The sequence below is a fragment of the Pseudoalteromonas arabiensis genome (assembly GCF_001550155.1).
Classification (GTDB): Bacteria; Pseudomonadota; Gammaproteobacteria; order Enterobacterales; family Alteromonadaceae; genus Pseudoalteromonas; species Pseudoalteromonas arabiensis.
On sequence record NZ_LRUF01000019.1, the window covers coordinates 139925 to 152895 of the forward strand.

At 43.7% G+C, this 12971-nt stretch carries 11 protein-coding genes; all 11 read left to right on the forward strand.

The window, feature by feature from the left end; genetic code table 11:
* The first annotated feature begins 27 nt into the window (after positions 1–27).
* From rsmH to PAARA_RS08540, 11 genes are read left to right on the forward strand one after another with little or no spacing between them, the layout of a single operon-like run.
* Positions 28–963 carry a 16S rRNA (cytosine(1402)-N(4))-methyltransferase RsmH gene (gene rsmH / locus PAARA_RS08490; RefSeq protein ID WP_062568610.1) on the forward strand — a complete coding sequence of 312 codons (936 nt, stop codon included), beginning with the start codon at positions 28–30 and terminating at the stop codon, positions 961–963.
* Positions 963–1289, forward strand: a complete 327-nt coding sequence (gene ftsL, locus PAARA_RS08495) for a cell division protein FtsL (RefSeq protein ID WP_062568611.1) — start codon at positions 963–965, stop codon at positions 1287–1289. Before rsmH ends, ftsL begins: the two co-directional genes overlap by 1 nt.
* Positions 1286–3103: a penicillin-binding transpeptidase domain-containing protein gene (locus PAARA_RS08500; protein ID WP_062568612.1), complete on the forward strand. Its 1818-nt coding sequence runs from the start codon at positions 1286–1288 to the stop codon at positions 3101–3103. Before ftsL ends, PAARA_RS08500 begins: the two co-directional genes overlap by 4 nt.
* On the forward strand, positions 3096–4574 hold the full coding sequence (gene murE / locus PAARA_RS08505; protein WP_062568613.1) for a UDP-N-acetylmuramoyl-L-alanyl-D-glutamate--2,6-diaminopimelate ligase: 1479 nt from the start codon (positions 3096–3098) through the stop codon (positions 4572–4574). Before PAARA_RS08500 ends, murE begins: the two co-directional genes overlap by 8 nt.
* Entirely contained in the window at positions 4571–5959 is a 1389-nt protein-coding gene (locus PAARA_RS08510; RefSeq protein ID WP_062568614.1) for a UDP-N-acetylmuramoyl-tripeptide--D-alanyl-D-alanine ligase, read from the forward strand. The genes murE and PAARA_RS08510 overlap by 4 nt, the downstream gene beginning before the upstream one ends.
* Positions 5953–7035, forward strand: a complete 1083-nt coding sequence (gene mraY, locus PAARA_RS08515; protein WP_062568615.1) for a phospho-N-acetylmuramoyl-pentapeptide-transferase — start codon at positions 5953–5955, stop codon at positions 7033–7035. Before PAARA_RS08510 ends, mraY begins: the two co-directional genes overlap by 7 nt.
* Positions 7036–8361 carry a UDP-N-acetylmuramoyl-L-alanine--D-glutamate ligase gene (gene murD, locus PAARA_RS08520; protein WP_062568616.1) on the forward strand — a complete coding sequence of 442 codons (1326 nt, stop codon included), beginning with the start codon at positions 7036–7038 and terminating at the stop codon, positions 8359–8361.
* Positions 8358–9530, forward strand: coding sequence for a cell division protein FtsW (ftsW, locus tag PAARA_RS08525; RefSeq protein WP_062568617.1), 1173 nt, complete (start codon positions 8358–8360; stop codon positions 9528–9530). Before murD ends, ftsW begins: the two co-directional genes overlap by 4 nt.
* On the forward strand, positions 9527–10603 hold the full coding sequence (murG, locus tag PAARA_RS08530; protein WP_062568618.1) for an undecaprenyldiphospho-muramoylpentapeptide beta-N-acetylglucosaminyltransferase: 1077 nt from the start codon (positions 9527–9529) through the stop codon (positions 10601–10603). The genes ftsW and murG overlap by 4 nt, the downstream gene beginning before the upstream one ends.
* An 11-nt stretch (positions 10604–10614) precedes the next feature.
* Complete coding sequence (gene murC / locus PAARA_RS08535) at positions 10615–12054, forward strand: UDP-N-acetylmuramate--L-alanine ligase (protein WP_405128735.1); 1440 nt, start codon at positions 10615–10617, stop codon at positions 12052–12054.
* Positions 12051–12971 (forward strand): D-alanine--D-alanine ligase, encoded by a 921-nt coding sequence (locus PAARA_RS08540; protein WP_062568620.1) that lies wholly within the window; start codon positions 12051–12053, stop codon positions 12969–12971. The genes murC and PAARA_RS08540 overlap by 4 nt, the downstream gene beginning before the upstream one ends.

Consider the following 12971-nt stretch of genomic DNA (forward strand, 5'->3'; position numbering starts at 1 on the left):
CAATAATAAAAAGGCAAAAAATAGCTAATGACAGCGCAATTTGAACATGTCTCTGTACTGATGGACGAAACCATAGATGCTTTGGACATTAAACCCGAAGGCATTTACATGGATGGCACATTTGGTCGCGGCGGACATTCAGGTCAAATTCTTGCGCGTCTAAGTGACCAAGGTCGCTTACAAGCAATCGATCAAGATCCGCAAGCGATTAAAGCCGCCGAAAAATTTGCCGACGATACGCGATTTTCAATTGCCCATACCCGTTTTTCAAACTTAAAAACGGTTGCTGAAGATAACAATTTAATCGGCAAGGTTGATGGTATTTTGTTAGATATCGGTGTTTCTTCACCACAGCTAGATGATGCTGAGCGCGGCTTTAGTTTTATGAAAGATGGCCCACTTGATATGCGCATGGATCCAACCAGTGGTCGCAGCGCAGCACAATGGCTAGCTGAAGCTGAACTTGAAGACATCACTCATGTGATCAAAACCTATGGCGAAGAAAAGTTTGGTCGCCGTATTGCTCATAAAATTATTGAGACTCGTGAGCACACTGCGATTACTAGTACCAAGCAGCTTGCTGATTTGGTCGATGAAGCAGTCCCTGTAAAAGATAAACATAAGCACCCTGCAACACGCACATTCCAAGCGATCCGTATTTATATCAACAGTGAACTTGAAGAAATTCAAACTGCACTGCAAGCCGCTGTTGACGTTTTAAAACCAGGTGGGCGTTTAGTCGTTATCTCGTTCCACTCGTTAGAAGATCGCATTGTTAAGCAGTTTATTAAAAAACAGAGTAAGGGAGAGGCGATACCCAGAGGTCTGCCTTTAACGGACGCACAAATAAACAAAAACCTGACGTTAAAGGCAGTGGGTAAAGCCATTAAGCCTAGCAAAACGGAGATTGAAATGAATCCTCGTTCGCGTAGTTCGGTACTAAGGGTTGCGCAGAGATTGTAATGAAAGCTAAAGCGACGCATCGCCAACCAAATTTATTTAAAGAAATTTTTAAAGGCCTAGGAGCGAATAAGCTGACCTTGGCCTTGTTGGTTGTGATCCTTGCATCGAGCTTAGCTGTGGTTCAAGTGACACACTTAGCGCGTCAACAGCTAATTGAACAGGATAAATTATTGCAAGAGCGTGATGAACTCGATTTAGAGTGGCGCTACTTGTTGGTAGAGGAAGAGTTTTACTCACAGCATGCACGCATCGAAGAAGTTGCGACCATGCAGCTTGAAATGAAAAGGCCAACTAGCCAAGATGAACAGGTGGTAGTACTGCAATGAGAAGCAGAGGGAAAAAGCCAACAAATACCTTGATCACATGGCGCTTTACGCTCGTGTGTTCAGTTGTTCTACTCGTCTTTATGACGTTAGTTGCTCGTGCTGCCTATTTGCAAGTGATTGAGCCTGATAAAGCCCGTTCAGAAAGTGATAAACGCACAGTACGGGTTGAAAAACAACATGTACAACGAGGTATGATTTTTGACCGCAATGGTAAAGAACTTGCTGTTAGTGTTCCTGTTGTTAGCGTTTATGCAGATCCAAAAGCACTTCATAAATCTTTAGTAAGCAAAGTACTCCGTCAAGCCCGTAAAAATGGTGAAGACCAAAATGCCCTTGCTGAAAACACCAATGAGCTCAATAAACGTATTGCCACGTACTATAACCACGATTTACGTTGGCGAGAGCTGGCTGATGTGCTTCGTATTGAGCCAAAGAAAATTAATGCACGCCTACGCGATAACCCTAAACGCCGCTTTGTTTATTTAAAGCGTCAAGTGACTCCCGCTGTAGCAAATTATATTGGTGATTTACGTTTACCAGGTATCCATTTACTTGATGAATCAAAACGCTATTACCCTGCCGGTGAAGTGACTGCGCATGTTATTGGTTTTACTAACATTGATGGCCACGGTATTGAAGGCATTGAAAAACTTTACGAAAAACAACTTACAGGTGTCGAAGGGCAACGTACTATCCGTAAAGATGCGCAAGGTCGTGAAGTGGAAGTACTTGATGAGCGTGAGCGTGTTGAACCCGAAAATATTCAACTTAGTATTGATCAACGTATTCAGGCAATCGCCTATAAGGCTGTTAAGTCGGCAGTGTTGACATATAAAGCAACCTCAGGATCAGCGATGGTTGTTGATGTAAAAACAGGTGAAGTGTTAGCGATGGTTAATAGCCCTTCGTTTAACCCCAATAACCTTAACGATGCAGCACCTCATAAGCGTCGTAATCGTGCTATTACAGATTTATTCGAGCCAGGTTCAACTGTTAAGCCGCTAGCCATTTTAGCTGGTTTAGACTACGGCTCGATCCAACCGGATGACATCATTGATACTTACCCAGGCTGGATGCGCGTAGGTGGCAGCTTAGTACAAGACACACGAAACCATGGTGAAATGACTTTAAGAGAAATCTTGAAGTATTCAAGTAATATGGGTGTTACAAAAGTGAGCCAAACCGTACCGAAAGACTACTTTGTTGGTCTTTATCAAAAAGTAGGTTTCGGAAGCGATAGTGGAACAGGCATGGTCGGCGAAAGTAGTGGCTTATTTTACCCTAATCGACGTTGGTCAGATCATGAGATAGCAGCGCTTTCATTTGGCTATAACCTAGCGGTTAGCACAGCACAAATGGCCCGTTTCTACGCCATGCTTGGCTCGGGTGGTGTAATGCGTCCGCTAACAGTTTTAAAGCAAGATTCAATCCCTGAGGGTGAGCGTGTTTTTCAACAAAAAGACGTTGAGGCCGTAGTTCACATGATGGAGAGCGTATTTGAAAAAGATGGTACGGCTAGAAGCGTTAAAGTTGATGGCTATCGTGCAGCGGGTAAAACCGGCACCTCTAAAAAAGCTGCTGTGGGTGGCTATGGTGACGAATATGTCGGTTACTTTGCAGGTGTCGCGCCGGCTAGTAACCCTCGTTTAGCTGTTGTAGTAATGATTAATGAACCCGGTGGAGATGTGTATTATGGCGGTGCGACGGCAGGCCCTGCGTTTGCAGAGATTGTCTCCAATGCCTTAAGAATTTTAAACGTCGCACCGGACAAAGATGCGGTTGCGTACGTAGAAGGCAAAGATAACGATGCGTGATTTAAAACCGATTCTTAATCATATTGATGTTGAAGCTAATAGCTTATTGGTTAACCAACTTCGTCTCGATAGCCGAGACGTAAAACCTGGCGATGTATTTGTCGCAATTAAAGGACACCAACTTGATGGTGGCCAGTTTATAGATAAAGCCATTGAAAACGGTGCTGTGGCAATCATTGCTGACCGTTTATGTCAGTTTGAGAGCCATTTTGAAGTACTTTTTTTAATTACTGATTTAGCTAAAAAATTGCCTGCTTTGGCCGCTGCTTTTTATGGTCAGCCTTCTAAACAGCTCGAATTAGTGGGGGTTACGGGTACCAATGGTAAGTCAACAACCACAGCTATGATTGCGCATTTAGCCCAGCAGTGTTACAAGTCAGCTGCGGTTATAGGCACCTTAGGTTATGGTCATCCTGATAATTTAACGCCGCTGATGAATACTACGCCTTCAAGTGTTGACTTACAGCGTATTTTAGCTGAATTAAAACAACAGCACACTGACATTGTGGCAATGGAAGTTTCATCCCATGGCTTAGTGCAACAACGTGTTGATCATTGCCAGTTTAAGGCGGCAGTATTTACTAATCTTTCACGGGATCATTTAGATTATCATGGCTCAATGGAAGCGTATGGTGACGCTAAATTGATGTTAATGCGTGACCATAATCCTGAACTTGTCGTTCTTAATCAAGATGATGCGCAAGTTGAATTGTGGTTAGAAAAATACGACTTTAATAACCTTGTTTGTTATGGACATAAAAACTTAACACCTGAAAATGCACGTTTTGTCTATTTCAGTGACGTAACCTATGACAACACAGGTATTTCCGCTAAGTTCGAAACCAGTTGGGGCGATGTACATATTACATGCGCTTTATTTGGTGAATTCAATCTTTATAACTTGGCTGCTGCACTCGCAACGCTTCTTGGCTTAGGGTATCCACTTAAATTATTAGCTGATGCGTGTAGTACTTTGCAGCCTATTGCAGGGCGTATGCAGGCATTTAGTGCGCCAGGTCAACCAACCTGTATTGTAGATTACGCTCACACTCCTGATGCGCTGGCACTTGCATTACAAGCATTGCAAAAACATGTTCCGGGTGGCGTGAGTTGTGTTTTTGGCTGCGGCGGTGACCGCGATAAAGGCAAACGCCCAATGATGGCAAAAGCTGCAGAAGGGAATGCAGACCGTATTATTGTCACCAGCGATAATCCACGCAGTGAAGATCCTGATGCGATTATTGCTGATGTGATTGCTGGGCTTGAACACCCAGAGCAAGCGCATAGTGAAGCAGATCGCGCGCGTGCAATCAGCTACGCAATAGAACAAGCAAGTGCTGATGATGTCATTCTTATTGCAGGTAAAGGCCACGAAGATTATCAAATTATTGGCGAGCAACGTATCGATTTTTGTGATCGTCAATATGTACAACAACAATTAAAAGAAAAATCGCAAGGGGCGCAGTTATGATCCCTATGGATTTTGATTGGCTAGCAAAGGTTCTAGCAACCGATTACCAAGGTGGTAATCAACAAGTTAAAAATATAAATACAGATACGCGCACACTCTGTGAGGGAGACGTGTTTTTGGCGCTTCAAGGCCCAAATTTTGATGGCCACAAATTTATAGCACAAGCCAAAGAAAAAGGGGCGATTGCAGTAGTAGTGGCACATCCTGTTAATGTCGATATTGTGCAGTTTGTGGTCACTGATACACGCATTGCGCTAGGTGAAATTGGCTCAGCCGTTATGGCACAAGTTGCACCTAAAACTATTGCGATTACAGGCAGTGTTGGTAAGACAACCGTAAAAGAAATGTGTGCGGCAATTTTGTCAGGGCACGGCGAAGTGCTTTCGACGAAAGGCAACTTTAATAATGACATTGGTGTGCCACTGACTTTATTACGCCTTGAACCACAGCATGAATATGCGGTGATTGAATTGGGTGCGAATCACATCGGTGAGATTGCTTACACCGTTGCAATGACTAAACCCGATGTCGCCGTGGTGTGTAATGTAGCAGCTTCTCACTTAGAAGGTTTTGGCTCATTACAAGGTGTAGCAACAGCAAAGGGCGAAATCTATGATGGCTTAAAGCCAGATGGTGTAGCCGTGGTTAACTGTGACAGCGATTTTGCTGATTTTTGGCTCGCCAAACTAAATGCTCGCAACGTAAAACGTTTTTCTACCAGCAAGCAATTAGATTATTGGGCAGAAGATGTGGTGCTTGATGAACAGGCTCGCGCATCTTTTATGCTGTGTAATCAAGATAAAAAAGTACCTGTCACCCTTGCTCTACCTGGTAAGCACAATATTGCTAACGCACTGATTGCCACAGCCTTAACGACTGAGCTTGGCGTAAGCCTTGAAAGCATTGCATCGGCACTGGCAACCATGGGTGAAGTTAAAGGTCGTGTGAATGTGCTTAAAGTCTCTGACACCCTGACTGTGATTGATGACACTTATAATGCCAATGTACAGTCTGTAAAGGCGGCGATTGATTTATTAAGTGATATGCCAGGTCGTCGCATTTTTGCACTAGGTGATATGGGCGAGCTTGGCGAAGAAGCGCGTTTTTATCATCAACAAGTCGGCGAGTACGCACAGCAAAAAGGCATTGATGAGCTATATAGCTTAGGCGTATTGAGCAAGTCAGCCAGTGATGTATTTGAAAAGCCAAACCGCCACTTCTCAAGCCGCGAACAATTACTACAACAATTGCAGAGTGTGCTTGCTCAGTCTCAGCAAAAAACCACGATAGTTGTAAAAGGGTCACGTAGTTCTCGTATGGAACTAGTCGTCGCAGATTTAGTTAATAGCCAGCAAAATGGCAACAATGGAGTATCGTCATGTTAGTTTGGCTGGCAGAGTATTTAACACAATATTACAGTGGTTTTAATGTATTTTCGTACCTAACGCTGCGCGCGATTTTAGGTATTTTAACAGCATTACTGATATCACTTTATTTTGGTCCAATATTAATCCGTGGCTTGCAAAAGATGCAAATTGGTCAAGTTGTTCGTCATGATGGACCAGAGTCTCACCTGTCGAAAAAAGGCACGCCAACCATGGGTGGCATTTTGATTTTAGGTGCGATTTTTACCAGCACACTGTTGTGGGCTGACTTATCTAATAAGTATGTTTGGGCAACCTTATTTGTTGTGGGATCATTGGGTATCGTTGGCTTTATTGATGATTACCGCAAGGTTATTCGTAAGGATCCAAAAGGGCTGATTGCTAAATGGAAGTATTTTTGGCAGTCAGTCATTGCTTTAGTCGTAGCAAGTGCATTGTACGTTACATCCCAGCAAGCAAGTGAAACGTCTTTGGTTGTGCCATTTTTTAAAGATGTACTGCCGCAACTTGGTTTGTTTTATATCGTCATGACTTACTTTGTAATCGTCGGCACATCGAATGCAGTAAACCTGACAGACGGCCTAGATGGTTTAGCGATTGTACCTACTATTTTAGTGGCTTCGGCCCTTGCTATTATTGCTTACCTTACCGGTAATGTGAATTTCTCAAGCTACTTACATATTCCGCATTTACCACTGGCAAGTGAGCTGGTTGTGGTATGTACCGCGATTGTTGGTGCAGGCCTTGGCTTTTTATGGTTTAACACTTACCCAGCACAAGTCTTTATGGGCGATGTCGGCTCATTAGCGCTGGGCGGAGCACTTGGCATTATTGCGGTACTCGTTCGACAAGAACTTATTTTAATTATTATGGGTGGTGTATTTGTAATGGAAGCCTTATCGGTGATTTTACAGGTAGGCTCTTACAAATTACGCGGCCAACGTATTTTTAGAATGGCACCCATTCATCATCACTATGAGTTGAAAGGTTGGCCTGAGCCACGTGTAATTGTGCGCTTTTGGATTATTTCAATCGTGCTAGTTCTTGCTGGCCTTGCTACATTGAAGATCAGGTAAATGACAGTTATTAACGAGATAAAAAATAAAAAAATTACAGTGCTCGGACTCGGTGTAACCGGTCTGGGCATTGTGCGTTTTTTATTATCTCAGAACATCAGCCCTAGGGTAGTTGATAGTCGTCAACAGCCACCAGGTGCAGATTGGTTAAGCGAGCATGCTCGTGATTTAACGACTCACTTTGGTGATTTAGATAATGCACAGCTGAGCAGCAATGACATTATTATCATCAGTCCTGGTTTAAGCTTAGCGACACCGGCTGTCGCAAACGCAATTGATGCTGGTGTTGAAGTGATTGGTGATGTTGAGTTGTTCGCGCGCCTAACAAATAAACCCATTGTGGCAGTGACGGGTTCAAATGGTAAGTCGACCGTTGTTACATTGGCGTTTGAAGTGCTTAAAGCGGCGGGTTATAAAGTAGGCCTTGGCGGTAACATTGGCACTGCGGTGCTTGATTTACTGTCGCAAGACTGCGATGTGTATGTACTTGAGCTGTCGAGCTTTCAGCTTGACACCACGCACAGCTTAAAAGCCAAGAGCGCTTGCGTACTTAATGTGAGCGAAGATCATTTAGATCGTTATTCAAGCTATCAAGCTTATATAGATTCAAAACAAAGTATTTATAACGGATCAGAGCTTGCTGTCGTCAATGCTATTGATGTGGCAACGCACACAGCAAAACAACCACAAGTAAGCTTTGCCCTTGCGCATGCTGACTATGCACTGATCGAGCATCAAGGTGAGCAATATTTTGCAGCTCATGGGAAACCCGTGTTACCCGCAAGCAGCTTGAAAGTGGTGGGCTCGCATAATCAACAAAATGCCTTAGCTGTAATGGCATTGCTCAGTCCTTTTGACATAACAGCGGCGCATTATGAACAAGCATTCGGCGCATTTACAGGACTTGCGCACCGTTGTCAGTTTGTTGCTGAAATTAAGGGTGTAAAGTATTTTAATGACTCAAAGGCGACCAATGTCGGCGCAACCATCGCAGCCATTGAAAGCCTAGCCGATCAAGCAAAGCAGTTAGTTGTTATTGCAGGTGGTGATGCGAAAGGGGCTGATTTAGATGCTCTAAAACCGTATTTAAGCAGCAAAGTCAAAGCCTTGGTATGTTTTGGTAAAGACGCCAAAGCCCTCGTGGCACTTAGTGAAAAAGGTCACTTAACCACGAGCATGCATGAGGCTGTGCAGCTAGCGAAAAACCTCAGTGTTAATGGTGATATCGTACTTTTAGCGCCAGCTTGTGCCAGTATTGATATGTATAACAACTACATGCAACGTGGTGATGACTTTACGCAATGCGTATTGGCGGAGGCAGTATGATTGCATTTGCAGATATCCGTGACGCATTAACGCCTAAGCAGTCCGCACAGCTTTATGACGTCCCCTTATTGTATTGCATGATAATGCTGATTGGTGTTGGTTTTGTCATGGTAACCAGTGCTTCTATGCCTACCGCTGAAAGGTTATTTGACGACCCTTACCATATTATTATTCGCCATGCGATGTTCCTTGTTATGGGGTTTATCTTATTTTGGATCACAACCAATGTACCTATGGATTGGTGGAAACGAAGTAATCCCTATTTGTTATTGCTTGGTCTTGCTTTGCTTTTATTAGTCCTTGTTGTAGGTCGCGAAGTGAATGGAGCAAAACGCTGGATCCCGATTGGGCCTGTGGGTTTTCAGGTTGCAGAAGCCGCTAAATTATACTTTTTTAGTTACATCGCTGGCTACTTGGTTCGTAAGCGAGAAGAAGTGCAAGAAAACTTAAAAGGCTTTGCAAAGCCTATGGTGGTATTCGGTGCATATGCTTTATTAATTTTATTACAACCTGACTTGGGTACCGTAGTAGTACTATTTGTTACGACGGTGGGCTTATTATTTTTAGCCGGTGCGAAGCTATGGCAGTTTTTTGTCTTGATTTTAACTGGCGTTGCTGCCGTTGTTGGGTTGATTATTGCTGAACCTTACCGTATGGCACGTGTTGTAGGCTTTTTAGAGCCGTGGGAAGACCCGTTTGGTAAGGGGTATCAACTCGTGCAGTCACTAATGGCATATAGCCAAGGGGGCTGGTTTGGGCAAGGTTTAGGTAACAGCGTACAAAAATTGCAGTATCTACCAGAAGCGCATAATGACTTTATCTTTGCTGTAATTGGCGAAGAACTCGGCTTTTTTGGGGTTATGAGTATTTTATGTGTGTTGGCTGTTTTGGTATTCAGGGCATTATTAATTGGTCAAAAGGCACTTAAATGCGGAAAAGAGTATGAAGGCTATTTTGCGTTTGCGATAGGTATTTGGTTTGCTTTTCAAACCATGGTAAATGTCGGTGCAAGTGCTGGTATTTTACCAACCAAAGGCTTAACACTGCCATTTATTTCTTATGGTGGTTCGAGTTTATTGGTGATGACGATAGCTACAGGTGTACTTTTACGTATTGACTTTGAAACTAAAATGGCCACCAAGCAAGCGACTTCAGGAGGTAAGCGATGAGTAAAAAATTACTTGTTGTTGCCGGTGGTACTGGTGGACATATTTTTCCGGGCATTGCAGTGGCTGACTTTCTCAAACAGCAAGGCTGGCAGGTTAGCTGGATTGGTACACCTGATCGAATGGAAGCAACTGTGGTTCCTAAGCACAACATTGAAATTGATTTTATCGATGTCAAAGGGGTGCGAGGTAATGGCATTAAACGGTTAATTAAAGCACCATTTATGGTGATGAATGCGATTTTTCAAGCACGTAAAATTTTAAAAGCACAACGCCCTGATGTGGTACTTGCCATGGGTGGTTATGTGACAGGACCAACAGGGATTGCAGCAAAAAGTTTAGGTATCCCGTTAGTGATTCATGAGCAAAATGCAGTCGCTGGTATGAGTAACCGTTGGCTAGCCAAGTTTGCCAGTAAAGTATTGGCGGCTTTTCCTTCAGCATTTGCTAAGGGGCAGTGCGAGGTAGTCGGTAATCCAGTGAGGGCAAGTGTTGCTCAAGTTAGTGCAAAACAAACAAGCACACCCATTAATATATTAGTCGTGGGGGGATCGTTGGGAGCGCAGGTGCTTAATCACACTTTACCTGCTGTATTCAGTGCACTTTCAGCGCAAACAACGCTTAATATATGGCACCAAACCGGAAAAAATAATGAACAAAAAGTCACGGCAGACTATCAACAACTAGGTCTTGCTGAAAATACGAAAGTGGCTGAGTTTATTGATGATATGGATAGTGCGTATCAATGGGCTGATTTGGTAATTTGCCGTGCTGGTGCATTAACGGTTAGTGAGATTGCCGCAGCAGGTCGAATGGCATTATTTGTGCCGTTCCCACATGCAGTGGATGACCATCAAACTGCTAATGCTGCTTATTTAGTTAATTCAGGTGCTGCACTGATGATGCTGCAAAACGCGTTTTCTAAAGAGGCGGTGGTGGATTTGTTGACACCGTACTTAATTGCACCAGAAAAAATTTCCATAATGGCAAGCAAAGCAAAACAGCTTGCTATTTTAGATGCCACAGCCAAGGTTGCAAACCGCTGTGAGCAGCTAGTAGATAGAAGAGATTCGTAGTGAAAGAAAGCATGATAAAAGAAAACAACACGCGCCCTGCGATGCGTCGTATCGACACCATCCACTTTGTCGGAATTGGTGGTGCAGGGATGGGTGGTATTGCCGAAGTACTTGCTTTTGAAGGTTACCGTATTACCGGCTCTGATATTGCGCACAGTGCAATGACTGAGCGCCTAATTCATGTTGGCGCAGAAGTGTTTATTGGCCATGATGAAAACAATGTAAAAGATGCCAGCGTTGTGGTGGTATCAAGTGCCATCAATGAGCAAAATCCCGAAATTAAAGCGGCCAGAGCAGCGCGTATTCCTATTGTTCGCCGTGCAGAAATGCTCGCTGAACTAATGCGTTTTCGCCACGGTATTGCTGTGGCAGGAACGCACGGTAAAACAACTACAACCAGCTTAATCGCGAGCATTTATGCGCAAGCAGGTCTTGATCCAACCTTTATAATTGGTGGTCTCTTAAATAGCGCAGGTAGTAATGCCAAAGTCGGTAAGAGTGATTTCTTGATTGCAGAAGCCGATGAAAGTGATGCATCATTTTTGCATTTACAACCTATGGTATCGGTGATCACGAATGTTGAAGAAGATCATATGGATACCTATGGTGGCAGTTTAGAGAAGATGAAAGATACCTATGTCGATTTCATCCACAACCTGCCATTTTACGGTCTCGCTGTTGTGTGTATCGATTCAGACGTTGCTGCTGAGCTTATTCCACGTTTTGGCCGCCCAGTGATCACCTATGGTGAGTCAACGGATGCAGATTATAGAATGCTTAACTTCAGTCAAACAGCTAACACATGCTCGTTCGATGTTGTGAATAAACAAGGTGAAAGCTTACCTGTAACTTTAAATATGCCTGGTAAGCACAACGCTTTAAATGCAACAGCGGCTATTGCTGTTGCCAAAGATCAGCATATTGCTAACCAAGCGATTTTAGAGGCGCTTGCGCAGTTTGAAGGAGTGGGTCGTCGTTTTCAGCATTACGGCACTTTTGATAATGAACGTGGTAATGTCATGTTGGTGGACGACTATGGTCATCATCCATCAGAAGTTGCAGCAACCATTGCGGCAGTGCGCGAAGGTTGGCCTGATAAGCGTTTAGTGATGGTTTATCAGCCTCACCGTTATAGCCGTACACGTGACTTGTATGAAGATTTCGTGAAGGTATTGGCAGATGTCGATCAACTTTTATTACTTGATGTGTATTCAGCAGGTGAAGAGCCAATAGTCGGAGCAGATAGTAAGAGTTTATGTCGTAGTTTGCGTCAACGAGGCAAAGAGCCTATTCATGTTGCTAATAGCTCTGAGCTTGCAGGCGTTCTTGCTAACCTTCTGCAAGATAACGACTTAGTATTAACTCAAGGTGCTGGTAATATTGGTCAGTTAGTTAAGACGCTCGCGGCTACTAACTTATCTATTGAACAACTGAAGCAGGTAAATGTATGAGCCAGTTAAGCGACAAATTTGGCAAAGTAGCAGTACTTTTTGGCGGCACGTCTGCTGAGCGAGAAGTTTCTCTAAAATCAGGCCAAGCTGTGTTGAACGCTTTGCAAAATGTCGGCGTTGATGTCATTGCTTTTGATCCAAAAGACCAGCCGCTGTGGCAATTAAAAGAGTTAAATGTTGAACGTGTGTTCATTGCTCTACATGGTCGTGGTGGTGAAGACGGTACGATTCAAGGTGCACTTGAATTTATGGGGATTCCTTATACCGGTAGTGATGTTTTAGGCTCAGCACTGGCGATGGATAAAGTACGCTGTAAACACTTATTTAAAGCAATGGGCCTAAGTACCGCTCCTTATGCTGTTGTTAATAGCCGTTATGAGTTTGATAGCCAAGCAATTATTAATCAGTTTGGCAAAGTGATGGTTAAGCCGTCACATGAAGGCTCAAGTATTGGTATGGCAGAAGCAAACAGCGCAGAGCAACTAGATACTGCGCTCAACGCTGCATTTAAGTTTGATAGCCAGGTGCTTGTTGAGCAGTGGATCACGGGGCGTGAGTTTACCGTTGCTGTGCTTGGACACGATGTTCAGCCGGTCATTGAGATGACCACGCCAAATGGATTTTATGACTATCAAGCTAAGTATCAGTCAAGTACAACTCAGTACCATTGCCCTGCGGATATATCTGTGCAAGAAACTGAACTGTTGCAAGATATGGCATTAAAAGCATTTGATTTAGTCGGAGCCAGTGGTTGGGGACGTGTCGATGCGATGCGCGATGAGCAAGGTAATTTTTACTTACTTGAAGTCAATACAGTTCCTGGCATGACTGAAAAATCATTGGTACCAATGGCAGCAAAAGCCAACGGAGCGAGTTTTGAGCAATTAGTTGTTCGCATTTTGGAGCAAACCCTTTAA

Excerpts from the sequence above, each read along its gene's own strand:
- rsmH (WP_062568610.1), top strand. The coding sequence starts at position 28 with ATGACAGCGCAATTTGAACATGTCTCTGTACTGATGGACGAAACCATA.
- ftsL (WP_062568611.1), top strand. The coding sequence starts at position 963 with ATGAAAGCTAAAGCGACGCATCGCCAACCAAATTTATTTAAAGAAATT.
- PAARA_RS08500 (WP_062568612.1), top strand. The coding sequence starts at position 1,286 with ATGAGAAGCAGAGGGAAAAAGCCAACAAATACCTTGATCACATGGCGC.
- murE (WP_062568613.1), top strand. The coding sequence starts at position 3,096 with ATGCGTGATTTAAAACCGATTCTTAATCATATTGATGTTGAAGCTAAT.
- PAARA_RS08510 (WP_062568614.1), top strand. The coding sequence starts at position 4,571 with ATGATCCCTATGGATTTTGATTGGCTAGCAAAGGTTCTAGCAACCGAT.
- mraY (WP_062568615.1), top strand. The coding sequence starts at position 5,953 with ATGTTAGTTTGGCTGGCAGAGTATTTAACACAATATTACAGTGGTTTT.
- murD (WP_062568616.1), top strand. The coding sequence starts at position 7,036 with ATGACAGTTATTAACGAGATAAAAAATAAAAAAATTACAGTGCTCGGA.
- ftsW (WP_062568617.1), top strand. The coding sequence starts at position 8,358 with ATGATTGCATTTGCAGATATCCGTGACGCATTAACGCCTAAGCAGTCC.
- murG (WP_062568618.1), top strand. The coding sequence starts at position 9,527 with ATGAGTAAAAAATTACTTGTTGTTGCCGGTGGTACTGGTGGACATATT.
- murC (WP_405128735.1), top strand. The coding sequence starts at position 10,615 with ATGATAAAAGAAAACAACACGCGCCCTGCGATGCGTCGTATCGACACC.
- PAARA_RS08540 (WP_062568620.1), top strand. The coding sequence starts at position 12,051 with ATGAGCCAGTTAAGCGACAAATTTGGCAAAGTAGCAGTACTTTTTGGC.